A 26939-nucleotide genomic window follows, 5' to 3' on the forward strand; every position below is an offset into this window, starting at 1 on the left:
ATTGGCAGGCCGGGATTTATGGGAACGTTATAACAAAACGCGTGATCCTGCATCCAGAGATGAATTGATTATTAAACATTTGGGATTGGTAAAATATCTTGCCGGTAGGTTGGTTTTAGCGGCACCACCTTTCATGACGCAGGAGGACTTGGAAGGTTACGGAGTTATCGGTTTGCTTGACGCTATTGATAAATTTGATCAAAGGCTGGGAACTGCCTTTAAAAATTATGCTTACACCAGGATCCGCGGGGCTATTTTAGATGAAATAAGAAAACAGAACTGGATTCCAAGGAGCAAGTGGCAAAAATTCAGCCAGTTAAACCAGGCCAGGGAAAAACTGCAGCAAAATGGGAACAGCCTCTACGAGAATGAATTGGCTCAGGTAATGGGAATGGCCAGTAGCGACATCCGTAAGCTTGCTGCGGAGTATTACAGTGCATTTCCTGTTTCACTTGATGATACTGCCGGACATGAAAATGAAACGGTTTTGGTTGATGCTATCAGCGATCCCAACAGCCCGGACCCATTGGCTGTTATAACCGAGAGAAATGAGAAAGAAACTTTGGTTGAAGCAATTAATGAGCTTTCTGAAAGAGACCGCCTGGTGCTGGCTCTTTATTACCAGGAAGAATTGACTTTAAAGGAAATTGGATCTATTTTGGATGTCACGGAATCCAGGGTCTGCCAGTTGCATTCCAAGGCATTGCAAAAATTAAGGGGGAAGCTTTTAAAATATAAAGACGATGCCAGCTACAAGAAAGGAGTTAAGGTATGATCAGGGGGATATATTCAACTGCGGCAGGAATGAATTTGCAAATGCTCCGAATTGATACAACATCTAATAACCTTGCCAATATCAGCGTGCCCGGGTTTAAAAAAGATCAGGTTTTAGCGGTGCCATTCCCCAGTTTAATTCAGTTAAGCGCACGGCAGGAAGGTCTTTTGCCAGGCATGTCCGGCAGGTCGGTGCTGGGAGTATCCAACCAGGGTGTAGCCGTTCAGCAGGTAGTAAAAGATTTTAAACCCGGTACGATTAGTGAAACCGGAATTCCGACTGATTTTGCCTTAACGGGTGATGGCTTTTTTACTGTAGCTGACCCCAATGATGAAAGTAACTTGTATTATACCAGAAATGGTAATTTTAAACTGGATCAGGAGGGTTACCTTATAACCGTTGACGGGTACAGGGTTATGGGCGAGGGAGGCCCAATTCAGATAAATGCTATTGATAAAACAAGTGTTGATGAATTTGGGGTTATAACTGAAGATGGAGATGTGCTTGATAGTTTTTCTATAGCTACTTTTAGTGACCTGTCTATGCTGGAACGGGTTGGTGGCAATATTTACCAGGCCAATGCGACAGAACCGGAAATATCTGATAATCCGGGGATGGTTCAGCGTTCTTTGGAAAGTGCTAATGTGGACCCGGTGCAGGAAACTGTTGATTTGATTTCAGCTGCCAGGGCATACGAAACCGGCCAGAAAATCATCCAGGCCCAGGACACTATGTTGGGCCTGGCTATTAGCAAGGTTGGCGTTGTAAGGTAGGGGAGGGATAGTTTTGATTAAAGCATTGCACAACGGAATGACCGGCATGGCTGCCCAGATGCAGCAGATGGATGTTATCGGCAACAATATCGCTAATATCGATACTAATGGTTATAAACGTCAAACCGCAAGTTTTGACGAATTGTTAAGGCAGCAGGTAACGGCGCAGGGCATGCCTGTGGTGCCGGATGCTGCGACAGAATCAAATCAGGGCGGTGGAGCTAAAATTAGTTCAACCAATCGCAGTTTTACCCAGGGTAATTTGATCAATACCGGGCGGGATTTGGACCTGGCGATTGACGGTGACGGCTTTTTTAATTTAACCAGTGCTGACGGAGAAATATTTTATACCCGGGACGGCAGTTTTAAGCTCGATTCGGATGGCCTAATCAAAAACAGCGAGGGTTATGTGCTGCTGGATAATGAACTGCCCGAGGGCTTTACAGACCTTGTAATTGACGAATCAGGTCTGGTTTCTTGTAAAGACGGGGAGGGAAACACGCAGGAGATCGGCCAAATTGAATTGGCGGTGTTTCCCCGGCCTGAATTGCTGGAAGCAATAGGTAATAATATGTTTAAACAATCCGATTCCAGTGGTGAGCCGGAAACTGTAACACCTGGTGACGATAATCAAAATAGGATTTTGCAGAATTACCTGGAAGGGTCTAATATCGACCTTGTCCAGGAGGTGCAATCGTTGATTGAGGGACAGCGCTCTTTTCAGTTAAACGCAAAGTCTGTAAATACAGCTGATCAATTATGGAGCATTACGAACAATTTGCAAAAGTAAATGAATTTAGGTGATCGAATGGATTTATCAAGAAGTAACAAGGATATACATGTGGGCATCGGCGAGTACAAAATTGCTTTAAGTCCCAATCGTTTGGTAACCTTGGGGTTGGGGTCCTGCGTTGGAGTAAGCTTGTGGGATCCTTCAACCAAAATAGGCGGCCTGTTGCATATAATGCTGCCAAACAGCAGGGATTTTACAAAAGTAGTTAAACCGGAAAAATATGCAGACCTGGGGATTCCTTTAATCATTAAGGATTTGGTTAGGCAGGGAGCGGGGCAGAGCAGACTGGTTGCCAAACTGGTGGGAGGGGCCCAGATGTTTACCGGTGCGGATAAAAAACAATTATTTAACATTGGAGAAAGGAATATTGAAATGTCCCGTAAAATTCTAAAGGAAGTAACTATTAGAATTACGGCTGAAGAAGTTGGGGGCAACAAAGGGAGAACTATGTATCTGGATACGGCCACCGGCGAAGTTTTGATACGGACAATAGGAAAGGACATTAAGGTGATCTAATTGCAATTCGAGGAATTTAAAGCGAAGGTTATGGTGTCTTTTCGCCTGGACTTGAACAGCTATAAGGAAAAACAACTGAAGCGAAGGCTGGATTCTTACATAGTTAAACTTAAATTAAAAGGCTACGAAGAGCTGTATCGCCAAATTACCCAAAAACGTGAAGATTACGAAAAGTTTTTGGATCATTTGACTATAAATGTTTCGGAATTCTTCAGAGACCCTCACCGGTTTACTGAACTGCAGCAGCATTTAAAAGAGATGTTTCGTGACCGAAATTCGGTTAAAATATGGAGTGCCGCTTGTTCCAACGGTTCCGAGCCTTATTCCATAGCAATTATTCTTGAAGAAATGGGACTAGCCGGAAGGAGCAGTATTGACGCCACAGATCTCGACCGGCAAATATTAAACAAAGCTAGGCAAGCCAGGTACAACCGTGATGGTTTAAAAAATGTCAGCACTGAAAGATTACAGCGGTTCTTTGATGTACAAGGTGATCTGTATGTGTTAAAAGATATTGTCAAAAAGAAAATTTCTTTTCGCTACCATGATTTACTTAATGATGAGTATCAAAAAAACTATGATCTAATCGTTTGCCGCAATGTAACCATTTATTTTACAAGAGAAGCACAGGACTTGATATATAAAAAATTTCACCGGTCATTAAATACCAATGGGATATTATTCATTGGAGGCAGTGAAATGATTTTTAATTATAAAGAATTGGGTTACGAAAAACTTTCTCCATGCTTTTACAAAAAAGGTACTTGAAAGAGGTTGATCGATGAAAGGATTGATTAGATGAATGATAAAAAGAGTTTTTCTGATTTACAAATCGATGCCTTGCAGGAAATAAGTAATATCGGACTGGGTCACGCTGCAACTTCACTGGCGGAAATGTTGGACAGAAAAATTGATATGGGTGTTCCACATGCCGATTTTATATCCTTTGAGAGAGTAATTGAACTCATAGGTGGCTACGAGGAACTGGTGTCCTGCGTTAGCCTTGAGTTGGACGGTGATATCAACGGACTGGTTTTTTATATATTTAATGAATCAAGCACCTACCGTCTGGTCGATATGCTAATGGGGCTGGAAGAGGGCACAACTGTTGAATTAGACGAAATGGCTACCTCTACCATCAATGAAATAGGCAATATTTTGACGGGAGCTTTTGTTTCAGCCATCAGCGACTTTACCCAGCTGCACATTAATACCTCAGTTCCTATTTTTGCCTTTGACATGCTGGCAGCGATTTTTACCACGCTGGTTGTTGCCGTGGGCAGGCCGGAGGATGATAGTGTTATGGCTATTGAAACAAATTTATTCCGGGAAGATAAAAAAGTGAACGGGCATTTTTTCTTGCTGTCGGAGCCGAAATCAATACACAAATTATTTACCGCTTTAGGAATAGATGCATAATCAGAACGGAGGGAAAATATGTCAATTAGAATGCTTATTGTTGATGATGCGACTTTTATGAGAATGATGATTAAAAATATTGTTACCAAAAACGGATTTGAGGTTATAGGAGAAGCTGAAAACGGTTCTGAAGCGGTTAAATTATATTCTGAATTAAAGCCGGATCTGGTTACCATGGACATTACCATGCCGGAAATGGACGGGATTGAAAGTGTCAAAGCCATTAAACAAATTGATCCCGGTGCTAAAATAATTATGTGCAGCGCTATGGGGCAGCAGGCTATGGTTATGGAAGCTATTCAAGCCGGCGCCATGGATTTCATAGTTAAACCTTTTAAACAGGAAAGAATACTTCAGGCTATAGAAAGGGTAATGAGCAGATAACCGGGAGGCCAAGATGCAAGAAGTACTATCGCAAAGTGAAATAGACTCGCTGTTACAGGCATTGAATACGGGCAACATTCCCGTGCAGGAGCTGCAGCATGCCGAAGATACAACTACACGGTTAAAAAGTTATGATTTCCGCAGGCCGAACAAGTTTTCCAAAGAGCATTTGCGGACTCTGGAGATGCTGCACCAGCATTATGCCCGGCATTTATCCAGCTTTCTGTCAGGTTACCTCAGCACTAACATTAATATTGAGCTTGCTTCTGTCGGCCAAATTATATTCGATGAGTTTATCAGGTCTATTCCCACTCCGACTATATTGACTATTTTTGAACTTAAGCCGTTAAACGGGCCGGCAATATTTGAGGCTAATACTAATTTTATATTCCCCGTTATTGACTTGATGTTTGGTGGAAACGGGACGGTTACCGATTTAAACAGAGAGCTGACGGATATTGAAATCCAGGTGACCAAAAAGATTATGAACCGCATTCTTGAATATCTGGTGCCTACCTGGAAAGACATTGTGGAAATCAAACCGGAGGTTCGCACTATCGAGACAAACCCCCGTTTGCAGCAGTTATACTCACCCAATGAAGTAGTTGCCTTATTGACTTTTACCATTACACTGGGTGAAAACGACCAGGGGATGATGAATCTTTGCCTGCCATATATGGTTTTGGATGAAGTTGTTTCCATGTTATCCGTAAGGCAGCAGTTTGTCCGGCAGTTTTCTTCAGCCACTAAGGATGATTATGATAAATTATTGCACTGGCTGGGTTATAGTGCAATCGAGATTACTGCTGTAATAGGGGAAGCTGAAATACAGGTGGAGGATTTCCTGCAGATCCAGGTAGGGGACGTTGTGGTACTTGATCGAAATGTCAATAATGATCTTGATGTGTATATTGGGGACAAATTGAAGTTTGGCGCCCAGGTAGGCTCTGTGGGTGATAAGTTGGCCATCCAGGTCGTTTCACTTTTTGAAGGGGAAGGTACTGATGACAGATAATAAACTGCTTCAGCAGGATGAAATTGATGCTTTGTTAAAGAGCGCCGGCGGCAACCTGGACACGGAAAGTGGACCAAGTTCTCAGAGGGAAGCTTCCGCAGTTAATGTTGATGCTGCTGAAGGGAATCCTTTCGACTTTGAGCAACTCGACACTGACGATGCCCGGACATTGGAAACGGGAGTTCCTGGTGAAGATAATGATGATGCTATGGTATTTGAGGACCTAAAGCCCGAGGAAAAGGATGCACTTGGGGAAATAGGCAATATCTCGATGGGTTCAGCGGCAACCACATTGTCTCAACTGCTGAATAAGCGGGTACTCATTACCAGTCCGGAAGTTATTCTCGCAAGTACACAGGAATTTTTAGGTGGTTTTAATGTACCGTTTTTAATTATAAAAGTGAAATTTATTGAGGGTATTAACGGCCATAATGTGCTGGTGATTAAGCTGCATGATGCCATGGTGATGGCTAACTTAATGATGGGGGGAGACGGTACAGACTTGCCGGACGAGATTTCTGAGATGGAAATTAGCGCCGCCGCCGAGGCTATGAACCAAATGATCGGCACTGCGTCAACTTCACTGGCAGATTTAATGAATAAAAGCGTAAACATAGCCCCCCCGGAGGCGAATGTAATTCACGAATCAGAAATAATGGATGTAAAACTTCCTTTTACCGACCCAATTGTAATTACATCCTTTAAAATGAATATAGAAGATTTGCTTGATACCCGGATTATGCAGATTTTAGACTTGCAAGGAGCCAGGGAACAGGCCAGGTTACTGTTGCAAAGTTTCGGCATGTTTTCCGAAGAGCCCGCGGCACAAGAAGAGAACCATTTTGAGCAGGACTTTATGCCTGAATCAGCAGAACAGCTTATAACAGATACGGATAAAAGCTTGGAACAAGGTGCTTATTCAAATGAGGCTGGTAGTGATTTTGATTCAATTCTTGATCAAAAGTTTGATCAATATTATAATCAGCAGGCATCGCCAACCCCACCCCAGCCTACGCCCCAACCCATGTCATCGCGTTATCCTGAATTAGAAAATATTGATCTGGAAAAATTAAATATGCTTCTGGATATCCCGTTAAGGATCTCAGTAGTATTGGGTCGGACTAAAAAAAGTATTAAAGACGTACTGTCAATGACGCCGGGAGCAATAGCAGAATTGGAAACCCTGGTTGATGAACCTGTAGATGTACTGATTAACGGCAAGCTGGTGGCCAAAGGTGAAGTTGTAGTAGTAAATGAAAACTTTGGCGTAAAAATTACCAGTATAATATCACAAAGGGAAAGAATTATTACGTTGAAATAGCAGGCCTGTCATTGCTATGAATAGGATATGCGATATCTGAAAATATTTTTAGGAACTGGTGTTTGGAGTTCGTCATTACGGGGAGCGAAGCTACGTGATAATTTATTGCTTGAGTAAAAGGGACATACCTCTTTAAGGTAGGTCCCCTATTAATGTTTTGTTGCTCTCTTTTATGATTTTTAACACAGGCGGACAGGGGTCCCGTCCGCCCCTACGTAATAACGTTCCGTGCGGGTAGTTTAAAACTTGTTGATTACCAGTCCGGTGATTAGCTTGGGGTAAAAGAAAGTTGACTTTTGGGGCATCTTTTCCCCGTTGGCGGCAACTTCAGTAACTTCCGGAATTAATGTGGGGTTCATTAAAAAAGCCATGCCATGTGAACCGTCATCAACCTTCGACATTGCTTCGCCGGCATCGCGGGTATATTGCACAATTTCCCCTCCGGCCAGTTCTTCCATACCAATTCCCAGGATATTTTCAAAAATTAACTTCTGTAACACCGATACATCCAGCGACCGCCAGGCTTTGGACCGGTCGGCGGGCATTTTGCTGTCAATTATGCTTGAATCGCGCAGCTTTAAGCTGTATAGCAAGCCATTTCCCAGATAAAGGCCAAAAACCTGACCATCTTTAATACCTTCATCCTCATTAAGCTTGGCCATGTCGGATAGCAGTCCGGCAATAGACGCGGCATTTGACGTTTGAATACCCTCAACTAAGAAATCTTCCTGGAGGGCGGCAATCAATTGGTTTTGAGCTAAATTGCTTTTTGTTATCAGCCTGTGTGTAGGCAGGATTACCAGTCCCGGATCGTACAAGTTCACCAGTGTCATCATCAGATGATCTGCTCCGGCTATAGTGGGATTATCCCGGGCGAACTTTAAAGCTGTTTCATAGCGGTGGTGTCCATCAGCGATGAATATTTGCAGAGGTTTCATTTGTTTTTGAATTTTTTGCAATAGATCCGGGGTGTCTATTACCCAAAGGCTGTGGCTGTGCCCCCATTCATCAGTAAAACCGGTGCCGGGAGGAGTATTTTGGGTAAAATCGTCAAGCATGAGGTCAATCGATCGCTGACGGTCGCTGTAAATACCGAAAACAGGGCTAAAATTGGCGCCGCAAGCAGTCATTAAAGCATAACGGTCGGCTTTGTGTTTGGGCATTGTTTCCTCGTGGGGCAAAACAACTCCCTTTTCGTAGGGTTCCAGTTTGACTCTGCAGATAATGCCGCTGCGGGTTAGGGTTTTACCATCGACGCTAAACTTCTGCCGGTACAGGTAAATGGCTGGTTTTCCCTCCGCTTGAAGGACTCCGTTCTTTTGCCACTGGCTAAAAAACCCGGCAGCCCTGGTATAACGGTTGTTTGCTTCGTTGTCATTCGGATATTTTAAACCGTATTCCAGGCGGATAATATTATATGGGTTACGCTCGTAGTATTGTTCCTGAGCCGTAGGATCAATTACATCATAGGGTGGTGTTACCAGGTCTTTAATATCTCCGGCTTTTTTTTCATCATATCTGAGCCCGTGTAAGGGAGCTATTTCAGCCATTTATAATTCCTCCTGTGAGTCTTTTCTGGTCCATCTAAAGGCATCCCGCGCCCTGTATTTATTCATCATCCTGGTAAAAGCTTCTTCCAGGTCGATCCCCAGCGAATTGGCGTAACAAATAATGATAAATAATATGTCCGCCAGTTCCAGAGCCAGGTCACCTTCCGGTTCCTCCGGTTTTTTGGGTTTGGTGCCGTACCGGTGATTTATCTCCCGGGCAAGTTCGCCCACCTCTTCGGTCAGGCGGGCAAGCATAGCCAGTGGCGGCCAGTAACCCTCTGCAAACTGTCCAATCCAGTTGTCAACCTCTTTTTGCATGTCAAGAATGTCCATCACTGGAACCTCCTTGCTTTTACAATATTCCTATTTTAACACATTGATAATATAAAAAACAGGATACCTTTACCAACAGGTATATTTGCGATTAGCTCCCAGTATAAATTTTTAAAGAAGGTTATGGGGGGAGATGTTATTATGTCCAGACCCTATTCGTTTTTGCTAAATAGAAAATATGTGCTGATTGCCGTTATTGCAGTTCTCTGCCTGGCAGGCATTTACCGTGGTGCCGAAAATTATCTGGCCAAGGTTCGTGTTCCACCGGAGGAAAGGCTTACTGTGGCGCTGGATAAAACCATTAACAGCAGCGCATTTCGCTTTCGTATGGCTGTAAAAATCGGGGATGATACAATATCAAAGGTTGAGGGTGAAAGAGTAGCGCCGGATAATGTCCATATTAAAGGAACAATGCAGGATTTGCCGGTGGAATTTATTCATGCCGGAGATAAAACTTATGTTAAAGGTTATTGGTCCGACCGGTGGATTTGTCTGGAAGGAAACAAAATGGCGGAATCAGAGCTATTCGTTACCGAATTCAACCCCCTGGGAATTTTCAATTTTAAGGACATTCCGGTGGTAAAAGAAATAAAAGATAAAAAAACAGATTTAAAGGTGCTTGAGTTTAACCCGATAGTGCAAAACTCCTTGATGGAATTGAATTATGATAATTACTTTTACCGTATTTGGGTGGACCCCAAGCAGCAGGTAATTACTAAAGCGCTAATCCAGGCCCAGGGTAAAATAAAAGATAACAACAAGCTGGAAATAAACCTTGAATTATGGGATCATAATAAACAAATTAAAATTGAGCAGCCTGATGTATAATATAAGGGACGGAATCCGAGTTTAACCCACTCAGATTCTCGTCCCTTAACTTATCTTGACAGTATTTTATGACTCTTGTTATAATAACCCAGATTTTGACGGCAGGAGGAGATTTTTTGCATCAGGATGTTGAAAAAGTTTTAGTTTCATTGGAAGCAATAAAACAAAAAATCAGTGAACTCGGCAGCGTTATTTCCAGTGATTATACGGGTAAAAACTTACTGGTGGTTGGCATTTTAAAAGGTGCCATGGTTTTTATGTCCGACTTAATCAGGTCATTATCAGTTGATGTGCAAATTGATTTTATGGCGGTTTCCAGTTATGGCGCTTCCAGTCAATCAACGGGTGTTGTGCGGATTTTAAAGGATCTGGAACAAACTATTGAAGGAAAGCATGTTCTCATTGTCGAGGATATTGTTGATACCGGCCTGACCCTTAATTATTTGCAGGAGATTTTGAAGGCCCGGGGACCGGCCAGCGTGCGCATCTGCACTTTGCTGGACAAACCCTCCAGGCGTGAAGTTGATGTTGCTATTGACTATAACGGCTTTTCAATTCCTGATGAGTTCGTAGTTGGCTATGGCTTGGATTATAATGAAAAGTATAGAAACTTACCGGAAATCTACATCTTAAAAAAGGAAGTATATGCGAAAAAATAGTAGTCAGGAGACAGAAGTCAGGAGTCAGAATGAGAGAACTGTCACTTACATGATGTTAGCATATTAATGGAAGCATATTCTAAAGACATACGAATTCTCTATTCCATCTACTGAATTCTGACTCCTGACTCCTGAATTCTACAAAAACAGGGAGGTCTGCAAGTTGTCTGTTCCGGAGCAGGAAATGGTTGTTGTACTGGATTTTGGCGGCCAGTACAGCCAGTTAATCGCCCGCCGTATTCGCGAGTTGAATGTCTTTTGTGAAATGCTGCCTTACAATACAGCACTGGATGAAATTCGCGCCAAAAACCCGCGCGGAATTGTCTTTTCCGGGGGGCCGTCCAGCGTTTACCAGGAAGGGGCCCCGGTAATTGATCCGGGCGTTTACGAACTGCAAATACCGATTTTGGGAATTTGCTATGGTTTACAGCTGATGACCTTCCAATTGGGCGGTAAAGTATTACGGGCCGAAAGAAGAGAGTACGGCCATGCTGAAATTAGTATTTTAGAGGAGCAAGGCCTGCTCGGCTGTATGGGAGAACGCTCTCAGTGCTGGATGAGCCACGGTGACATGGTGGAGACGCCGCCGCCGGGCTTTGTGGTGCTTGCCCGCACGGAAACTGCTCCCGTTGCGGCCATGGCCGACCCGGAACGAGGGCTGTACGCAGTTCAATTTCACCCGGAAGTGGTTCATACGCCGAAAGGGCAGGATGTTTTCCGCCATTTCCTGTTTGATATTTGCGGGTGCACCGGCAGTTGGAATATGGGCTCATTTATTGAGCAAACAGTAAGTGAGATTAAAGAGCAGGTGGGGGATAAAAAAGTCCTCTGCGCGCTGAGCGGCGGGGTGGATTCCTCCGTGGCTGCGGTGCTGGTGCACAAAGCGATAGGAGACCAGCTAACCTGCGTATTTGTTAACCACGGCTTATTGCGCAAGGGTGAAGCCGAGTCAGTGCTCGAAGTTTTTAGAAATCAATTTAATATTAACCTGGTGTATGCAGATGCGTCAGAACGTTTTTTAACCAAGCTAAATGGTGTTACCGACCCTGAGCGGAAGCGTAAAATTATTGGCGAGGAGTTTATTCGCGTTTTTGAAGATGAGGCGGGCAAAATAGGGGAAATTGATTTTTTGGTGCAGGGCACGCTTTACCCCGATGTGGTAGAAAGCGGGACAGCCACCGCAGCCGTGATTAAATCACACCACAATGTGGGTGGTTTGCCGGAAGATATGCGCCTGGCTTTGATTGAGCCGCTGCGCTGGCTTTTTAAAGACGAGGTGCGCCGCGTGGGTGAAGAACTCGGTATGCCGGCCAGTGTCGTCTGGCGCCAGCCGTTTCCCGGCCCCGGACTCGCTGTCCGTATCCTTGGTGAGATTACTCCGGAGAGAATTGCACTGCTGCAGGAAGCTGATGCAATTGTTACAGAGGAAATTGCCAGGGCTGGCCTGGACAGGGAGATATGGCAGTACTTCGCGGTGCTGCCCAACCTCTTCAGTGTCGGAGTAATGGGAGATGAACGCACTTACGCCCAAACTGTGGCTATCAGAGCGGTTTATTCCAACGACGGCATGACGGCAGACTGGGCGAAGATTCCCCACGATGTGCTGGGGCGCATCTCCAACCGCATTGTCAACGAGGTAAAGGGCATTAACCGGGTGGTTTACGACATTACCTCCAAGCCCCCGGGAACTATTGAGTGGGAGTAAACCTGCTTGACTCTTAAGTCTCTTTTAGGTATGATTAACCTGGATAGATCTTTCGTATGGAAAATAAGTATTTCCAAATGTAACCTGTGAGAGAAAGTGTACCTAGGGTTCCACGCCGGTAGTATTTCGGCGGTTTGGACCAAGCGGTACAGGCTGCGAGGTTATACTTTCGCAGCTACACCGGTCGGGATAAAAGCCCAGGCGGGTAGGTTTCACTCAAGTGAGAACCTACTTGGCCTGGTTTTTTAATTTTTTATCAAGGAGGCAGATGATGAGCGTCTTGGTAGGGATTGTAATGGGCAGTGATTCTGACCTGCCGGTAATGAAAGATGCGGCAAAAATTCTTGATGAATTCGGTATTGGCTGGGAAATGATTATATCATCAGCCCACCGGGCGCCTGAAAAAACAGCAGCTTACGCCCGTGCAGCCGCCGGACGCGGCTTAAAGACAATTATAGCCGGTGCCGGAGGTGCGGCTCACCTGGCCGGAGTTATCGCAGGGCATACACCGCTGCCCGTAATCGGTGTGCCCATAGCTTCCGGCGCTTTAAACGGAGTTGATGCGTTATATGCCACTGTGCAAATGCCCCCGGGGATTCCTGTGGCTACGGTTGCCATCAACGGAGCAAAGAACGCCGGTATTCTGGCCGCTCAAATCGTCGGGGCAACTGATCCCGGCATAATGGAAAAAATAATTGCCTATAAGGATAAAATGGCCCGGCAGGTGGAACATAAATCTGAGAAACTGCAGCAGCTGGGCCTTGAAGGATACCTGGAAAAGATGGGAGGAAGCAAATCTTGATTGATCGATACACCCTGTCTGAGATGAAAGCAATCTGGTCTCAGGAAAACAAATACCGTAAATGGCTGGATGTGGAAATAGGCGCCTGCGAGGCTATGAACCAGCTGGGTATCGTGCCGGATGACGCACTGCGTGAGATTAAGGAAAAGGCTGATTTTACGGTGGCACGGATAGAAGAAATTGAGGAAATCACCAATCACGATGTTATCGCCTTTACTACCTGTGTGGCGGAATACGTGGGTGAAGCCTCTAAATATATCCACCTGGGACTGACCTCGTCCGACGTGGTGGATACGGCACTGGCTGTTCAAATTAAAGAAGCGGGCGAAAAGATCGTCAGCAGGCTGGAAAAACTAAACCAGGTGCTGCTGGATCAAGCCAAAAAACACCGTTATACGATAATGATTGGGCGTACCCACGGCATTCATGCCGAGCCGACCACCTTTGGTCTGAAAATGCTGCTGTGGGTGGCTGAAAACGAGCGCAATATTGACCGGATGAAGCACGCGCTGGATACCATCAGCGCGGGTAAAATATCCGGTGCGGTTGGCACTTACGCCAATATCGACCCGTTCATCGAAGAATATGTATGTAAAAAACTGGGTTTAACGCCTGCCAGAGTATCCACCCAAATTTTACAAAGGGACAGGCATGCAGAGTTTATGACCACGCTGGCCGTAATTGGCAGCTCTCTGGAAAAGTTTGCTACAGAAATTAGAAGCTTGCAGCGCACCGATATACTGGAAGCTGAAGAATACTTTAAAAAAGGTCAAAAAGGGTCTTCGGCCATGCCGCACAAGCGCAATCCCATCACTACAGAACGGATCAGCGGAATGGCCAGATTGCTGCGGGGCAATGCCCTGGCCGCCATGGAAAACGTTTCTTTGTGGCACGAGCGCGATATATCCCATTCCTCAGTGGAAAGAGTGATCATACCAGACAGCACCATTACCTTGGATTACATGCTTTATAAATTTGCCGACATCATGGAAAATCTCATCGTTTACCCGGAAAATATGAAGAAAAACCTTGACCGCACGCACGGCCTGATTTTCTCCCAGCGCGTACTGCTGAAGCTGGTCGACCAAGGTTTGTCCAGAGAACGAGCCTATGAATTGGTACAGCGCAACGCCATGCAATCCTGGAGCACCGGGGATGATTTCCGCCAACTGCTGTTAGCTGACAGCGATGTCATGAGCTCTTTGACGGAAAAAGAAATTGCAGGACTGTTTGATTACAGTTATCACCTGCAGCACGTAGACGACATCTTCAAGCGTTTCGGTTTATAGGAGCGGACGACCCTGCCTGCCCGGACCTACGTTGGATGTTACTTTAAGATTGCCACGTTGCAAGGCGATCCGGGGATTCTTGGAGCAAGCGGAGCACTGGATGCGGGAAATAGCCGATGAAAATTGCGCAGCGCGCGGAAGGAACCAACGGAACACCAGGTACAAGTAACGTAACAACAGGAACGAGGATACACCTCTTCTTAGGGTTTAAGGTTGAAGGAATGATTCCAATAAAAAAAAGGAGTTAAGAGCATGTTGAAAAAAGAGCAGCTTTATGAGGGGAAAGCCAAAAAAGTATACCGCACCGATAACCCTGATTTATATTGGATTGAATACAAAGATGATGCTACAGCTTTTAACGGCTTAAAGAAAGGAACCATTGCCAACAAAGGTGAATTAAATAATCTTATATCGGCTTATTTTTTCCGCCTGCTTGCGGAAAACGGTATTGAGTCACACTTTGTTGAGGAAAAATCCGAACGGGAAATGGTAGTAAAGTCATTGCAAATTATCCCTGTTGAGGTTGTGGTTCGCAATATTGCCGCAGGCAGCCTGGCCAAGCGACTGGGGCTGGAAGAGGGGACAGTGATGTCCCGCACCGTAGTTGAGAACTACTACAAAAGTGATGAACTGGGCGATCCCTTGATTAATAGTGATCACATCAGAGCACTGAACCTGGCGACACCCGAACAAATGGCCGACATCAGAGCAATAGCGCTTAAAGTAAACGAAATATTGCGTGCTCACCTGGCGGAGCGGGAACTGGACCTGATCGACTTTAAACTAGAGTTCGGCCTGCATAACGGCCAGCTGTTGCTGGGTGATGAAATATCGCCGGATACATGCCGCTTCTGGGATAAGAACACCAAGGAAAAACTGGACAAAGACCGTTTCCGCCGCGATCTCGGCAATGTAGAAGAAGCCTATAAGGAAGTATACCGGCGCTTAACCGGCCGTTAAACACCAAATAAAATTTATATCTGGGGGAGATAGCATGGCAGTTCGCCGTCCCGGATTTTATAATCAAATAATGTTGCCCGACAAGCCCAGGGAGGAATGCGGAGTCTTCGGAATTTATGCCCCCGGCTGTGATGTGGCCAAGCTAACCTATTACGGGCTGTACGCTTTGCAGCACCGCGGGCAGGAAAGCGCCGGCGTTGCCGTTGCCAACGGTGACAAGGTTCAGCTATACAAGGGCATGGGGCTTGTGGCAGAAGTGTTTGCAGGGGATCAACTGGATGGCCTTCAGGGTCACTTGGCTATCGGGCATGTTAGGTATTCAACCACGGGGGCCAGCCACCCGGTTAACGCCCAGCCGCTGCTGTTCAGGTATGTCGGCGGGATGTTGGGTCTGGCGCATAACGGGAATTTAACCAATGTTACCGAATTGCGCTCCATGCTGATGGCCACCGGCGCGGTTTTTCAATCTTCAACCGACAGTGAGGTTATTGTTAATATTATTGCCAGGTCGGCCCAAAACGGCTTGGAAGAGGGCCTGGTAAAAAGCATGATTGATATTAAAGGCGCTTATTCGCTGGTAATTATTACCGAGAATAAGCTTGTTGCCGTCCGTGACCCCAACGGATTCCGACCGCTCTGCCTGGGGTCGCTGGGGGATGGCTATGTCATAGCCTCGGAGTCCTGCGCTCTGGATACTGTGGGAGCCAAGTTTATCCGCGACCTGCAGCCGGGTGAAATTGTTGTGATAAGCGACAAGGGCCTGGAGTCCATCCAGGTATTAAAGCCGCGTAAACGAGCCCACTGTATTTTTGAGTATATTTATTTTGCCCGCCCGGACAGCATTATTGACGGGTACAATGTGAACAAAGTCAGACGGGAAATGGGCCGGGTGCTGGCCAACGAATACCCCGTTGAGGCCGATGTGGTCATACCGGTGCCCGACTCCGGCACTGCCGCGGCCAGAGGTTATGCCGAGGCCTCCGGTATTCCCTTTGAAGAGGGCCTGATGAAAAACCGGTACATTGGCCGTACCTTTATCCAGCCCAACCAACAAATCCGCGATTTGGGGGTTAGGCTAAAACTGAATCCGGTGCGGGAAGTGCTTAATGGTAAAAGAGTTGTGATGGTGGACGATTCCATCGTACGCGGCACAACCAGCAATAAACTTGTAGCTATGCTGCGCGAGTGCGGTGTCCGCGAGGTTCATATGTGTCTGAGTTCACCGCCGATAACCAATTCCTGTTATTATGGCATTGATACTTCAAACGAAAAAGAATTGATAGCAGCACAGAAATCGCTGGAGGAAATCAGGCGTTCAATCGGCGCGGACGGCCTGCACTACCTGTCATTGGAAGGGCTGCTTGATATTTTCGGGGAAGATCGCAATAATTTTTGCACAGCCTGTTTCAATGGCAGCTACCCCATCGAGATTGCCAAACCAAAAGATACGGGTAAGTATAGCCTGGAATAACCTTTGAAACGAGGGATTTCTTTGCCTGATCGTAAAAATGTGACCTATGCGGACGCCGGGGTTAATATTGATGCCGGCAACCGGGCTGTTGATTTAATGAAAAAATCCGTGCAAAGTACTTTTCGACCCGGCGTACTTACAGACATTGGAGGGTTCGGCGGACTTTTCACTCTTGATATTAAAAAATATCGTGAGCCCGTGCTGGTTTCCGGTACTGATGGAGTAGGCACCAAACTGCGTGTTGCTTTTATCGCCGACAAACATGACACTATTGGCATTGACGCGGTGGCTATGTGTGTCAATGACATATTAACCCTTGGAGCTGAACCGCTTTTCTTTCTGGACTACCTGGCTGTTGGCAGGCTGAAGCCGGAAAAAGTGGCTCAAATAGTGGCCGGGGTTGCCGAGGGCTGCCGACAGTCCGGGTGCGCCCTGGTCGGCGGGGAAACTGCGGAAATGCCGGATTTTTACGGAGATGGCGAGTATGATATCGCCGGTTTTGCTGTAGGAGTGGTGGACAGGTCAAAAATTATTGACGGAAAGTCGATTAACCCCGGTGATGCTTTAATTGGGTTACCGTCTTCGGGTTTGCACAGCAACGGTTACTCACTGGCACGCCGGGTGCTGCTGGATAACAATGATGAGCCTGAGCGAACTCATGAAGCTTTAGGCTGTTCAGTTATTGAAGAGATGCTGCGTCCAACCAGGATTTACGTCCCATTAGTACTGCCGCTGGTGAAAGCCGGCCGGCTTAAGGGGATGGCCCATATTACCGGCGGTGGACTGCTGGAAAATGTGCCGAGAATACTTCCCGGGGGAACTTCTGTCCGTATCAATACCGACGCCTGGGAGCAACCGGCGGTGTTCGATGCAATTGCAGAAGCGGGCCCGGTTGAAAGGCTGGAAATGTACCGTGTTTTCAATATGGGTATAGGCATGGTGCTGGTGGTTGGTGCAACTGACGCGAACCGGATTGTAGACGAGCTGCAGGCTGAAGGGGAGGACGCACGCATTATCGGCAGTGTTACAGAGGGTAATGGAAAAGTCCAATTATTATGACTGTAATGTTTCATGTATTAGGGGGAGAATATGAACAAGATCAACCTGGGAGTGCTGGCTTCAGGGCGGGGTTCAAACCTGCAATCGATTATGGATGCCTGCGGGGCCGGGCAAATACCTGCGCGGGTGGCTGTGGTCATAAGTGATAACAGCAGCGCTTTTGCGCTGGAAAGAGCCCGCCGGGCCGGAATCAATGCGGAATACATTAACCCCAAAGCTTTTTCCGGTAAAGGTAATTACGAACGGAAAATCGTTGAAGTATTACAACAAAACAACGTAGAGCTGGTCTGCCTGGCCGGATATATGAGGTTGGTAGGAAAGGCTTTGCTGGCTGCTTTTAATGAACGTGTTATTAATATCCATCCCGCACTGCTGCCCGCATTCCCCGGTTTGCACGCCCAGGAGCAGGCGTGGCATTACGGAGTAAAATTTAGCGGGTGTACTGTGCATTTTGTGGATGATGGGATGGATACCGGACCCATAATCCTGCAGGCAGTGGTACCCGTTCATGCTTCAGATACGACTGATACACTGGCTGAGCGCATTTTGGAGCAGGAGCATAAAATCTACCCCGAGGCTGTGCGACTGTTTTGCGAGGGCAAACTGGAAATCCAAGGCCGGAAGGTATACCTGAAAGAATAAGGGATCTGGAAATTGCGCAGCGCACGGAGGGAACCACCGGAGCGCCAATACAAGTAACGTAAAAAATTTCCATGTAGGAGGGATATAATGGCAATTAAGCGAGCTCTACTCAGCGTGTCCAATAAAAACGGGCTGGTTGACTTTGCCCGGGAACTGGCACAGTGCGGGTTTGAAATCGTTTCTACAGGCGGTACCGCCAAAACACTGCGTGAAGCCGGAGTACCTGTAATTTACATATCAGAAGTCACCGGTTTCCCGGAAATTTTAGATGGCCGGGTTAAAACCCTGCATCCCAAGGTACACGGTGGTATCCTGGCCATGCGCAATGATGATCATCTGGCTCAGTTAAAAGAAAACAATATTGCACCAATCGACCTGGTGGTGGTAAACCTTTATCCTTTCCGTGAAACGGTTGCCAAGCCGGGCGTTACCCTGGAAGAAGCCATTGAAAACATTGATATTGGCGGTCCGTCCATGGTGCGGGCTGCGGCTAAGAATTACCGGCATGTTCTGGTGGTGGTTAGCCCGGCCAGGTATAACCAGGTGCTGGAGACAATTAAATCAGGAGCTGTCGGCGAAGAATACCGCCTAGAACTGGCCAAAGAAGCATTTGCCCACACAGCAGCCTATGACGCGGCCATCTCCGGCTATCTCAGCGGGTTAAATGATGCCGGCCAGGGTTTCCCTGCTGTCTGGCAGCAGCGCTATGAACTGGTGCAAACTCTGAGATATGGTGAAAACCCACACCAAAAAGCTGCTTTTTACCGCGACCCGTCCGTGACGGGGGCTTGTATTGGTAACGCTGTGCAGCTGAACGGTAAGGAACTGTCTTATAATAATATTCTTGACATCAACGCAGCGTTTGAGGCTGTTAAGGAATTCAGTGCGCCATCCGCCGTAATAGTGAAACATAACAACCCTTGCGGCACTGCCAGCGCGGGTAATGCCCTGGACGCTTATAAAAGGGCTTATGAGGGAGACCCTGTTTCCGCTTATGGAGGAATTGCCGCTTTCAATACCGTTGTAGATGCGGCCACAGCCGAAGAAATGAATAAAATATTCCTGGAAGCGGTTATTGCTCCCGGTTACGATGAAGATGCACTGGCTATTTTAAAACAAAAACAAGGCCTGCGGGTATTAAAAACAGATGCCTTGACCGCCCGGTCTTCCGACGGGTTTGACTTGCGCAAAGTAAATGGCGGTTTGCTGGTGCAAAGCTTTGACCGCGGAGTCGTGGACATCGATAAACTGAAAGTTGTGACTAAGCGCGAGCCCAGCCAGGAGGAAATGGATAACCTGCTGTTTGGCATGGCTGTAGTAAAACATGTCAAGTCCAACGCTATTGTAATTGTTAAAAACAAAAAAGTGTTGGGTGTGGGCGCGGGCCAAATGAACCGGGTGACTTCCACGCGCATCGCTCTGGCTCAGGCTGGCGAAGAGGCCAGGGGAGCCGTACTTGCTTCCGACGCGTTCTTCCCCTTTAGTGACTCCCTGGAAGAAGCGGCTGCGGCAGGCATCAGCGCAGTGATCCAGCCCGGCGGCTCTATTCGGGATCAGGAATCAATAGAATTAGCTGATAAGAATGGCATTGCCATGGTCTTTACGGGCATGCGCCACTTTAGGCACTAAACCGTAAGGAGGGATAATTTGAAAGTATTAGTAGTTGGCGGCGGCGGGCGGGAGCACGCCCTGGTTTGGAAATTAAGCCGGAGTCCCCGGGTAAAAAAGATTTTTTGTGCGCCGGGGAACGCCGGTATTTCCAGTCTGGCTGAGTGCGTTAATATTCAGGCTGAAAACATTCCGGCCATCGTTGACCTGGTCAGACAGCATAAATTTGATCTTACCGTGGTAGGGCCGGAAGCGCCCCTGGTGGCCGGGCTGGTGGACAGGCTTGAAGCTGAAGGGTACCCGGTCTTCGGGCCGCGGCAACGGGCGGCTGAGCTGGAAGGCAGTAAAGTTTTGGCCAAAGAAGTTATGCGTAAATATAATATACCCACAGCAGAGTATGAGGTGTTTGAAGACGCCGCAGAAGCCAGAAGCTATATTCGAAAAGTCGGAGTTCCCTGTGTGATTAAGGCCGACGGCCTTGCTGCCGGCAAAGGTGTGATAGTGGCGGAAGACGAGCAAGTTGCCCTTGATGCCATTGACTTCATCATGCGGGATAGGGCATTTGGTGCGGCCGGCACCAGAATTGTTATTGAAGAATGTTTGCGGGGCGAGGAAGTAAGCTTACTGGCGTTTACCGACGGGGAACAGGTTATACCGATGATCCCGGCCCAGGATCACAAACGGGTATTCGACGAGGACAAGGGGCTGAATACCGGCGGGATGGGTGCCTACGCGCCGGCGCCTGTGCTTACTGAGGCGCAAAAACAGGAAGTTATGGAAAAGGTGATGATCCCCACCGTACGCGGCATGGCTCAGGAAGATCGTCCCTACAAAGGGGTATTGTACGCCGGACTTATGATGACCGAAAAAGGTCCTAAAGTACTTGAATTCAATGCCCGGTTTGGTGACCCTGAAGCCCAGCCGATACTGATGATGCTTGAATCTGATCTGGATGACGTTATTGGCGCCATTTTAGCCGGCGAACTAAACAAAGTGAACCTCCGCTGGAGCGAAGGCGCTGCTGTTTGCGTTGTTTTGGCTTCAGGCGGGTACCCCGGAGATTACGCCAAAGGTTTAGAAATCAGCGGGCTTGATGCTATGCCGGAAAATGTAGTGGCTTTTCACTCCGGCACGGCTATGCGTAACGGCCGCGTGGTAACTGCCGGAGGCAGAGTGCTGGGCATAACCGCCAAATCCGGAAGCATTTCCGAGGCGATCGACCAGGCCTACCAGGGCGTCTCCCGGGTTCGCTTTGAAGGCATGCACTACCGCAGGGACATAGGCCAAAAAGCGCTGGGGAAGTAGGGGAACCACCGGATCGCCGGATATAAGTAACTTGAAAAATTTACCTAAATAGTCCCTTAAAGAGAAAAAAGATAACCGTACAATTCTGCGGTTATCTTTTTTAGTTTACCACTTTGCCATGTGAAAGGATTTGCTTGTTTCATGGCGAATTGCATTGTATAAAACCAGAAATAATAAACTGTTATAGTTTATTATTCAAATTCGGGGGGAAGTTTCTCGTGGTATACAATGGAAAGCTGAGAGACCAGCTTGTAGACCAGTTTTTTAATGCCATATTGGAGTTAAGGGACTTAGATGAGTGCTACCAATTTTTTGAGGATGTTGCCACTGTGGCCGAAATTAAATCTTTTGCCCAAAGACTGGAAGTGGCCAGAATGCTGCGTGCCAATTACACCTATGGAGATATTGCAACAAGTACCGGCGCAAGCACTGCCACGATTAGCAGGGTTAAACGATGCCTAAATTATGGCGCTGACGGCTACAAAACCATATTGGACCGGTTAAAAGCCGCTGATAAAAGTATTGACATACCATAACGAAGTGTTTAATATTTTATCATGTCAACATTTTAACGTAATAAAGCACTGGGGGTGCTCCGTTGATCAGAGTGATTAAACCGAGAGATGATGGTCTATCCGAAATATTGGCGAATAGAGCGTTGGATCTTGAACAAGTTGATGAACAAGTTAAGGAGATAATTAAAACAGTAAGAACCGGGGGAGATGACGGGCTATGCGCCGTTACCGCCCGGCTGGACGGTGTTGAAATAGTTCCGGGGGATTTACTTGTCAGCCAAGCTGAAATAAAGGAAGCATATCAAGCTGTAAATAAAGAATTTCTTTCGGCTTTGCGCCAGGCTGCCGAAAACATTAAAAATTTCCACCGGCGCCAGCTCAGAAATTCGTGGTTTGAACCCAGGCCAGAAGGTGTTACACTGGGCCAGTTGATTACCCCGCTGCACCGAGTTGGTATTTATGTGCCGGGCGGTAAGGCTTCCTACCCTTCATCAGTTCTAATGAATGCTCTTCCGGCCACCGTGGCCGGGGTGAAAGAAATAGTTATGGTCACTCCGCCCGGCAAAGACGGCTCTGTTAACCCATACACACTGGTGGCGGCTTCCGAGGCGGGTATTGCAGAAATATACCGGGTGGGTGGTGCGCAAGCCATTGCTGCTCTGGCCTATGGTACAGAAACTATACCCGGGGTTGAAAAAATCACCGGACCGGGAAATATTTATGTCACAGCAGCTAAGCGGCAGGTTTTTGGCACTGTGGATATTGATATGCTGGCCGGACCCAGTGAGGTGCTGATTATTGCCGATGGCGCAGCCAGACCTGATTTTGTAGCGGCAGACATGCTGGCACAGGCTGAGCATGATGAAATGGCGTCGGCCATACTGGTGACAAACGATACAAAGCTTGCAGAAATGGTTAAAAACGAATTGGCACAACAAATTGTTAAAATATCGAGGCGGGAGATAGCTGAAAAGTCAATTATCGAACGAGGGGCCATAATCATTACTGAGGCAATGGAAAACTGTATTCAAATAGCCAATGCATACGCGCCGGAGCACCTGGAACTGCAGGTTCTGGAGCCCTACCGGTGGCTGGGCGGCATTAGAAATGCCGGCGCAGTTTTTATCGGCGCATTTTCGCCGGAACCGGTCGGCGATTATTTTGCGGGACCAAATCACGTGTTACCCACCGGGGGCACGGCAAAATTCTTTTCCCCGCTCAATGTCGATACATTTATGAAAAAAACCAGCTTGATTGATTACTCGATGCAGGCGCTGTGTACGGACGGAAGGCAAATCATGGCTCTGGCGGCGACAGAAGGACTGGACGCTCACGCCAAAGCCGTTGGGATCAGGCTCGAACAGAGAGAAACCGGACAAGGGCAGGACGGGGGTAGTTTAAAATGACAACTGATTTTAAACCGGAGCAGCTGGTTAGAGAAGGTCTGAAAAAGCTTATTCCATATAACCCGGGTAACTATACCGGTCTAATCAAGCTTGATGCCAATGAAAACCCGTACGATTTTCCTGCCGGGCTGATGCAACAGGTTCTTGATACGGCTGGCCCACAAACTTTTAACCGCTATCCGGACGCCATGGCGGAAGAACTAATTAATGAGTTGGCCCAATGGCATAAAGTTGAGACGAGGCAGATTATGGTGGGTAACGGCTCGGATGAATTGATTCTGGACCTGATGCTTGCTTTCGGTGCCGGAAACCGGGTAGTCATTGCGGTCCCCACTTTTTCCATGTACGGTATTCATGCTACAATAGCAGGTGCGGAAATCGTGGAAGCAGCCAGGCAGGATAATTTGGAACTGGATGTGGATAAAATAATATCCTCAGCGGAAGGCGCGGGATTAGTGGTGCTTTGCTCTCCCAACAACCCCACCGGTAATTCTTCCGGCACAGATCAAATTGTGGCTATTTTGGAAAACTGCAGCTGTCCGGTTGTGGTTGACCAGGCTTACGTGGACTTTGGAGGAAATGATTTTTTAAACCTTTTAGCTGAGCACCGTAACCTGATAGTTATGCGGACTTTTTCCAAGGCTTACGCACTGGCCGGGCTCAGAATTGGTTATCTGTTGACACACCCGGAAATAATTTTTTATTTACTTAAAGTCAAGCAACCTTTTAATTTAAACGGTTTTTCCCAGGTTGCCGCATTAACGGTACTGCGCAACCGGGATTTATTTTTGCACAGGGTTAAAAAGCTAAATGAAGAAAAAATAATATTATATAATGCTTTGCAGAAAATGAACGGCGTTCGAGTTTATCCTTCCGATGCCAACTTTCTGCTGTTTGAAACAGCAATACCCTCCATGGAAGTTTATAACGGCTTACTGAAAAAGAATTTATTGATTAGAAATTTCGGAGACCCCCGGTTATCTAAGTATTTACGGGTATCTGTCGGATTGCCGGATGAAAATAAGTATTTTTTACAGTCTCTGCAGCAGGTTATTGATACTTTGAGGGAGAAAAAATCATGTTAGAGCAAAAATTACGATTATCACAAATTAACAGAGAGACCAAAGAAACAGCGATTGCTGTTTCCATTAACTTGGACGGCAGCGGTAAAGCGGCTATTGCTACAGGTGTACCTTTTTTGGACCACATGCTGGATCTACTGGCGGCCCACTCCAGGATCGATCTTGAGATCAAGGCCAGCGGGGACCTGGCCGTGGATGGGCATCATACCGTGGAAGACGTTGGTATTTGCCTGGGACTGGCGTTAAAAGATGCGCTGGGTGACAAAAAGGGTATTGAAAGATATGGCCATTTTCTGCTGCCAATGGACGAGTCTCTGGTAGCCGTGGCGCTGGATTTTAGCGGCCGGGGATTACTGGCTTTTGATGTCCCCATGCCTGCTTCCAAGGTCGGCGAATTCGATACCGAATTGGTTGAAGAATTTCTGCGCGCAATGGCTGTTAACGGGTTAGTAACCCTTCATGTTCGCCTATTGACAGGGAAAAATACACATCACATCATTGAGGCTGTTTTCAAGGCGCTGGGGAGAGCCTTGCGGTCAGCCGTAGCTGTGAGAGATCCTGCCGGGGGAGTGCCGTCCACCAAGGGAATACTTTAGTGTCAGGGGAGAGGGAAAGTTTTTGATAGCCATTATTGATTATGGTATGGGTAACCTGCGCAGCGTGGCCAAAGGCTTTGAAAAAGTTGGGATTGATGTCGGGGTGACAAATAATCCCGCAGATTTAAGCAGTGCTGGGGGTGTAGTATTGCCCGGGGTTGGTGCATTTTCAGACGCCATGGACAGTTTGTTGCAACAGGGCATGATCGAATCTATCTACCGGGTGGTGGAAGAAGGTAAACCATTCCTGGGAATATGCCTGGGCCTCCAGTTATTGTTCGAAGCCAGCGAAGAGTGGGGAACAACCAAAGGATTGGGGCTTTTGCCCGGCCGGGTTAAAAAACTGCCGTCCGGGGTGAAAATACCCCATATGGGCTGGAACACTTTAAAATTTAAAAGAGAATGCCCGCTTTTTGACGGGATTCCCGAAGACAGCGCTTTTTATTTTGTACATTCCTATTTCGTCGACCCGTCCGACCCTACAGATATCGTCGGTGCTACTGAATATGGGATTGAGTTTACTTCAGTTGCGGCCAGGAACAACGTATTCGGGATTCAGTTTCACCCCGAAAAAAGCAGCGCGCTGGGCCTGCAAATATTGAAAAACTTTGGGAGGTTGGTTGAAAGATGTTAATAATCCCGGCAATAGACCTCCGGGCTGGGAAATGTGTCCGGCTGGTGGAGGGCAGGCTTGACCGCGAAACAGTTTATTCCGATAACCCGATGGCCGTTGCCCGTATTTGGGAAGGAAACGGCGCCCGCCTGCTGCATGTGGTGGATCTGGACGGCGCCTTTGCAGGATCGCCCAAGAACCTGGAAACAATAAACAGTATTATCGAAGCTGTCGGCATCCCCGTTCAGGTTGGAGGGGGAATCAGGGATATTCCGACAATCGAGCGACTGCTGCAAATGGGAGTTGCCAGAGTAATTCTGGGCACTGTCGCCATTAGAAACCCCGAATTGGTCCAGGAAGCCTGTGATCGCTTTGGCGAGCGCATTGTTGTGGGCATTGACGCCCGTGACGGTAAAGTAGCCATAGAAGGCTGGGGCTTAACTGCGGAAAAGGATGCGCTTGAACTGGTTAACGAAGTCAGTAAGATGGGGATCAAAAGGGTTATTTTTACGGATATTTCCCGTGATGGAACTTTAAAGGGGCCGAACCTGGAGGCGATTAAAAAACTGGTCACCTCCGTTGATGTTAAGGTTATTGCCTCCGGTGGAGTTTCAACAATTGACGATATCAAATCATTAAATGAACTGAAGCATCTTGGCGTTGAGGGAGTTATTGTGGGCAAGGCCCTTTACGCCGGTACGGTTAGTTTTACAGAAGCACTGGAAATTGTCAATAAAGAAAGGTCAGCGCTGCCATGTTAATGAAAAGAATTGTCCCTTGTCTTGATGTGACCGGCGGCCGGGTGGTTAAAGGCACAAATTTCGTGGATTTGCGCGACGCGGGCGACCCCGTGGAACTGGCGGCTGTTTATGACCGTGAAGGTGCGGACGAGCTGGTATTTCTGGATATTACGGCTTCGCACGAAGGCCGCAAGACAGTGCTGGATATGGTTTACCGTACCGCATCGGAAGTGTTCATACCGTTTACAGTAGGCGGCGGGATAAGCACAACCGAAGATATCCGGGCGATGCTGAGTGCCGGAGCCGACAAAGTATCTATCAATACAGCGGCGATTAAAAACCCGCGGGTTATTGCCGAGGCGTCGGAGAGGTTTGGCAGTCAGTGTATTGTGGTGGCCATTGACGCCCGTAATGTTGGGCCTAATAAATGGGAAGTATATATTCATGGAGGAAGGACCCCTACCGGGATTGATGCCGTAGCCTGGGCAACTGAGGTAGAGAGCCTGGGAGCCGGTGAAATATTGCTGACCAGTATGGACCGGGACGGTACCAAAGACGGTTATGATATCTCCCTAACCCGGGCTATCGCGGAAGGGGTTAATATACCGGTAATCGCCTCAGGCGGCGTTGGCAATCTTGATCACATCGTGGAGGGCTTAACCGCCGGCGGGGCCGATGCGGCCCTTGCAGCCTCTATATTTCACTTCGGTACATACTCCATTGCCCAAACTAAAAAATATTTAAGGGAACACAACGTCCCGGTAAGAATTTAGAAAGTAA

At 47.2% G+C, this 26939-nt stretch carries 29 protein-coding genes and 1 riboswitch; of the genes, 27 read left to right on the top strand and 2 right to left on the bottom strand.

What is annotated here, in order from left to right:
• Position 1: 1 nt before the first annotated feature.
• From BM056_RS01090 to fliY, 9 genes are read left to right on the top strand one after another with little or no spacing between them, the layout of a single operon-like run.
• On the top strand, positions 2 to 775 hold the full coding sequence (locus tag BM056_RS01090; protein ID WP_092467851.1) for a FliA/WhiG family RNA polymerase sigma factor: 774 nt from the start codon (positions 2 to 4) through the stop codon (positions 773 to 775).
• Positions 772 to 1548: a flagellar hook-basal body protein gene (locus BM056_RS01095; RefSeq protein ID WP_092467853.1), complete on the top strand. Its 777-nt coding sequence runs from the start codon at positions 772 to 774 to the stop codon at positions 1546 to 1548. Before BM056_RS01090 ends, BM056_RS01095 begins: the two co-directional genes overlap by 4 nt.
• A gap of 13 nt (positions 1549 to 1561) precedes the next feature.
• Positions 1562 to 2338: a flagellar hook-basal body protein gene (locus BM056_RS01100; RefSeq protein WP_092467855.1), complete on the top strand. Its 777-nt coding sequence runs from the start codon at positions 1562 to 1564 to the stop codon at positions 2336 to 2338.
• Between the two features lie 18 nt (positions 2339 to 2356).
• The gene (locus BM056_RS01105; protein WP_092467857.1) at positions 2357 to 2857 is read left to right on the top strand and encodes a chemotaxis protein CheD; all 501 of its coding nucleotides are present in this window, start codon (positions 2357 to 2359) and stop codon (positions 2855 to 2857) included.
• The gene (locus BM056_RS01110; RefSeq protein ID WP_092467859.1) at positions 2858 to 3625 is read left to right on the top strand and encodes a CheR family methyltransferase; all 768 of its coding nucleotides are present in this window, start codon (positions 2858 to 2860) and stop codon (positions 3623 to 3625) included. It begins immediately after the preceding gene.
• 30 nt (positions 3626 to 3655) lie between these two features.
• Positions 3656 to 4276, top strand: coding sequence for a chemotaxis protein CheC (locus tag BM056_RS01115; RefSeq protein ID WP_092467861.1), 621 nt, complete (start codon positions 3656 to 3658; stop codon positions 4274 to 4276).
• An 18-nt stretch (positions 4277 to 4294) separates the two neighbouring features.
• Positions 4295 to 4660: a response regulator gene (locus BM056_RS01120; protein WP_092467862.1), complete on the top strand. Its 366-nt coding sequence runs from the start codon at positions 4295 to 4297 to the stop codon at positions 4658 to 4660.
• A gap of 13 nt (positions 4661 to 4673) precedes the next feature.
• A complete protein-coding gene (gene fliM, locus BM056_RS01125; protein ID WP_092467864.1) occupies positions 4674 to 5675 on the top strand; it encodes a flagellar motor switch protein FliM in 1002 nt (333 codons plus the stop codon).
• Positions 5665 to 6996: a flagellar motor switch phosphatase FliY gene (gene fliY, locus BM056_RS01130; RefSeq protein WP_092467866.1), complete on the top strand. Its 1332-nt coding sequence runs from the start codon at positions 5665 to 5667 to the stop codon at positions 6994 to 6996. Before fliM ends, fliY begins: the two co-directional genes overlap by 11 nt.
• 239 nt (positions 6997 to 7235) lie before the next feature.
• On the opposite strand, the gene BM056_RS01135 is transcribed toward fliY, so the two are convergent.
• Entirely contained in the window at positions 7236 to 8546 is a 1311-nt protein-coding gene (locus BM056_RS01135) for a DUF1015 domain-containing protein (RefSeq protein WP_092467868.1), read from the bottom strand.
• On the bottom strand, positions 8547 to 8879 hold the full coding sequence (locus BM056_RS01140) for a nucleotide pyrophosphohydrolase (protein ID WP_092467870.1): 333 nt from the start codon (positions 8877 to 8879) through the stop codon (positions 8547 to 8549). It lies immediately after the preceding gene.
• A 141-nt stretch (positions 8880 to 9020) separates the two neighbouring features.
• On the opposite strand from BM056_RS01140, the gene BM056_RS01145 reads away from it, so the two are divergent.
• From BM056_RS01145 to hisF, 18 genes are all read left to right on the top strand, one after another.
• A complete protein-coding gene (locus BM056_RS01145; protein WP_092467872.1) occupies positions 9021 to 9707 on the top strand; it encodes a hypothetical protein in 687 nt (228 codons plus the stop codon).
• Between the two features lie 116 nt (positions 9708 to 9823).
• Positions 9824 to 10366, top strand: a complete 543-nt coding sequence (gene hpt / locus BM056_RS01150) for a hypoxanthine phosphoribosyltransferase (RefSeq protein ID WP_092467874.1) — start codon at positions 9824 to 9826, stop codon at positions 10364 to 10366.
• A 163-nt stretch (positions 10367 to 10529) separates the two neighbouring features.
• The gene (gene guaA, locus BM056_RS01155) at positions 10530 to 12071 is read left to right on the top strand and encodes a glutamine-hydrolyzing GMP synthase (protein ID WP_092467876.1); all 1542 of its coding nucleotides are present in this window, start codon (positions 10530 to 10532) and stop codon (positions 12069 to 12071) included.
• Positions 12072 to 12162: 91 nt separating this feature from the next.
• Positions 12163 to 12277: riboswitch (guanidine-I (ykkC/yxkD leader) on the top strand.
• 62 nt (positions 12278 to 12339) lie between these two features.
• Positions 12340 to 12873 (top strand): 5-(carboxyamino)imidazole ribonucleotide mutase, encoded by a 534-nt coding sequence (gene purE / locus BM056_RS01160; RefSeq protein WP_174549924.1) that lies wholly within the window; start codon positions 12340 to 12342, stop codon positions 12871 to 12873.
• Positions 12870 to 14162 carry an adenylosuccinate lyase gene (gene purB, locus BM056_RS01165; protein ID WP_092467879.1) on the top strand — a complete coding sequence of 431 codons (1293 nt, stop codon included), beginning with the start codon at positions 12870 to 12872 and terminating at the stop codon, positions 14160 to 14162. Before purE ends, purB begins: the two co-directional genes overlap by 4 nt.
• Positions 14163 to 14414: 252 nt before the next feature.
• Positions 14415 to 15122: a phosphoribosylaminoimidazolesuccinocarboxamide synthase gene (gene purC / locus BM056_RS01170; RefSeq protein WP_092467881.1), complete on the top strand. Its 708-nt coding sequence runs from the start codon at positions 14415 to 14417 to the stop codon at positions 15120 to 15122.
• Positions 15123 to 15156: 34 nt separating this feature from the next.
• The gene (purF, locus tag BM056_RS01175) at positions 15157 to 16593 is read left to right on the top strand and encodes an amidophosphoribosyltransferase (RefSeq protein WP_092467883.1); all 1437 of its coding nucleotides are present in this window, start codon (positions 15157 to 15159) and stop codon (positions 16591 to 16593) included.
• Between the two features lie 15 nt (positions 16594 to 16608).
• Complete coding sequence (purM, locus tag BM056_RS01180; protein ID WP_435050944.1) at positions 16609 to 17652, top strand: phosphoribosylformylglycinamidine cyclo-ligase; 1044 nt, start codon at positions 16609 to 16611, stop codon at positions 17650 to 17652.
• Positions 17653 to 17682: 30 nt separating this feature from the next.
• Positions 17683 to 18294 carry a phosphoribosylglycinamide formyltransferase gene (gene purN / locus BM056_RS01185; protein ID WP_092467887.1) on the top strand — a complete coding sequence of 204 codons (612 nt, stop codon included), beginning with the start codon at positions 17683 to 17685 and terminating at the stop codon, positions 18292 to 18294.
• Between the two features lie 87 nt (positions 18295 to 18381).
• On the top strand, positions 18382 to 19923 hold the full coding sequence (gene purH, locus BM056_RS01190) for a bifunctional phosphoribosylaminoimidazolecarboxamide formyltransferase/IMP cyclohydrolase (protein WP_092467889.1): 1542 nt from the start codon (positions 18382 to 18384) through the stop codon (positions 19921 to 19923).
• Between the two features lie 18 nt (positions 19924 to 19941).
• On the top strand, positions 19942 to 21207 hold the full coding sequence (gene purD, locus BM056_RS01195; RefSeq protein ID WP_092467891.1) for a phosphoribosylamine--glycine ligase: 1266 nt from the start codon (positions 19942 to 19944) through the stop codon (positions 21205 to 21207).
• 218 nt (positions 21208 to 21425) lie between these two features.
• On the top strand, positions 21426 to 21743 hold the full coding sequence (locus BM056_RS01200) for a YerC/YecD family TrpR-related protein (protein WP_092467893.1): 318 nt from the start codon (positions 21426 to 21428) through the stop codon (positions 21741 to 21743).
• 62 nt (positions 21744 to 21805) lie between these two features.
• The gene (hisD, locus tag BM056_RS01205; protein WP_092467895.1) at positions 21806 to 23128 is read left to right on the top strand and encodes a histidinol dehydrogenase; all 1323 of its coding nucleotides are present in this window, start codon (positions 21806 to 21808) and stop codon (positions 23126 to 23128) included.
• Entirely contained in the window at positions 23125 to 24213 is a 1089-nt protein-coding gene (gene hisC / locus BM056_RS01210; protein ID WP_092467897.1) for a histidinol-phosphate transaminase, read from the top strand. The genes hisD and hisC overlap by 4 nt, the downstream gene beginning before the upstream one ends.
• Positions 24207 to 24806 carry an imidazoleglycerol-phosphate dehydratase HisB gene (gene hisB / locus BM056_RS01215; RefSeq protein WP_092467899.1) on the top strand — a complete coding sequence of 200 codons (600 nt, stop codon included), beginning with the start codon at positions 24207 to 24209 and terminating at the stop codon, positions 24804 to 24806. The genes hisC and hisB overlap by 7 nt, the downstream gene beginning before the upstream one ends.
• A gap of 22 nt (positions 24807 to 24828) precedes the next feature.
• Positions 24829 to 25440, top strand: coding sequence for an imidazole glycerol phosphate synthase subunit HisH (gene hisH / locus BM056_RS01220; protein ID WP_092467901.1), 612 nt, complete (start codon positions 24829 to 24831; stop codon positions 25438 to 25440).
• Complete coding sequence (gene hisA / locus BM056_RS01225; protein ID WP_092467903.1) at positions 25434 to 26180, top strand: 1-(5-phosphoribosyl)-5-[(5-phosphoribosylamino)methylideneamino]imidazole-4-carboxamide isomerase; 747 nt, start codon at positions 25434 to 25436, stop codon at positions 26178 to 26180. The genes hisH and hisA overlap by 7 nt, the downstream gene beginning before the upstream one ends.
• Entirely contained in the window at positions 26174 to 26932 is a 759-nt protein-coding gene (gene hisF, locus BM056_RS01230) for an imidazole glycerol phosphate synthase subunit HisF (RefSeq protein ID WP_092467905.1), read from the top strand. Before hisA ends, hisF begins: the two co-directional genes overlap by 7 nt.
• The last annotated feature ends 7 nt before the right edge of the window (positions 26933 to 26939 follow it).

Origin of the sequence: Desulfotruncus arcticus DSM 17038, assembly GCF_900113335.1 — a bacterium.
Classification (GTDB): Bacteria; Bacillota; Desulfotomaculia; order Desulfotomaculales; family Desulfallaceae; genus Desulfotruncus; species Desulfotruncus arcticus.

Excerpts from the sequence above, each read along its gene's own strand:
- BM056_RS01095 (WP_092467853.1), top strand. The coding sequence starts at position 772 with ATGATCAGGGGGATATATTCAACTGCGGCAGGAATGAATTTGCAAATG.
- BM056_RS01105 (WP_092467857.1), top strand. The coding sequence starts at position 2,357 with ATGGATTTATCAAGAAGTAACAAGGATATACATGTGGGCATCGGCGAG.
- BM056_RS01115 (WP_092467861.1), top strand. The coding sequence starts at position 3,656 with ATGAATGATAAAAAGAGTTTTTCTGATTTACAAATCGATGCCTTGCAG.
- BM056_RS01120 (WP_092467862.1), top strand. The coding sequence starts at position 4,295 with ATGTCAATTAGAATGCTTATTGTTGATGATGCGACTTTTATGAGAATG.
- fliM (WP_092467864.1), top strand. The coding sequence starts at position 4,674 with ATGCAAGAAGTACTATCGCAAAGTGAAATAGACTCGCTGTTACAGGCA.
- fliY (WP_092467866.1), top strand. The coding sequence starts at position 5,665 with ATGACAGATAATAAACTGCTTCAGCAGGATGAAATTGATGCTTTGTTA.
- BM056_RS01135 (WP_092467868.1), bottom strand. The coding sequence starts at position 8,546 with ATGGCTGAAATAGCTCCCTTACACGGGCTCAGATATGATGAAAAAAAA.
- BM056_RS01140 (WP_092467870.1), bottom strand. The coding sequence starts at position 8,879 with ATGGACATTCTTGACATGCAAAAAGAGGTTGACAACTGGATTGGACAG.
- BM056_RS01145 (WP_092467872.1), top strand. The coding sequence starts at position 9,021 with ATGTCCAGACCCTATTCGTTTTTGCTAAATAGAAAATATGTGCTGATT.
- purE (WP_174549924.1), top strand. The coding sequence starts at position 12,340 with ATGATGAGCGTCTTGGTAGGGATTGTAATGGGCAGTGATTCTGACCTG.
- purC (WP_092467881.1), top strand. The coding sequence starts at position 14,415 with ATGTTGAAAAAAGAGCAGCTTTATGAGGGGAAAGCCAAAAAAGTATAC.
- purF (WP_092467883.1), top strand. The coding sequence starts at position 15,157 with ATGGCAGTTCGCCGTCCCGGATTTTATAATCAAATAATGTTGCCCGAC.
- purN (WP_092467887.1), top strand. The coding sequence starts at position 17,683 with ATGAACAAGATCAACCTGGGAGTGCTGGCTTCAGGGCGGGGTTCAAAC.
- purH (WP_092467889.1), top strand. The coding sequence starts at position 18,382 with ATGGCAATTAAGCGAGCTCTACTCAGCGTGTCCAATAAAAACGGGCTG.
- hisC (WP_092467897.1), top strand. The coding sequence starts at position 23,125 with ATGACAACTGATTTTAAACCGGAGCAGCTGGTTAGAGAAGGTCTGAAA.
- hisB (WP_092467899.1), top strand. The coding sequence starts at position 24,207 with ATGTTAGAGCAAAAATTACGATTATCACAAATTAACAGAGAGACCAAA.
- hisA (WP_092467903.1), top strand. The coding sequence starts at position 25,434 with ATGTTAATAATCCCGGCAATAGACCTCCGGGCTGGGAAATGTGTCCGG.
- hisF (WP_092467905.1), top strand. The coding sequence starts at position 26,174 with ATGTTAATGAAAAGAATTGTCCCTTGTCTTGATGTGACCGGCGGCCGG.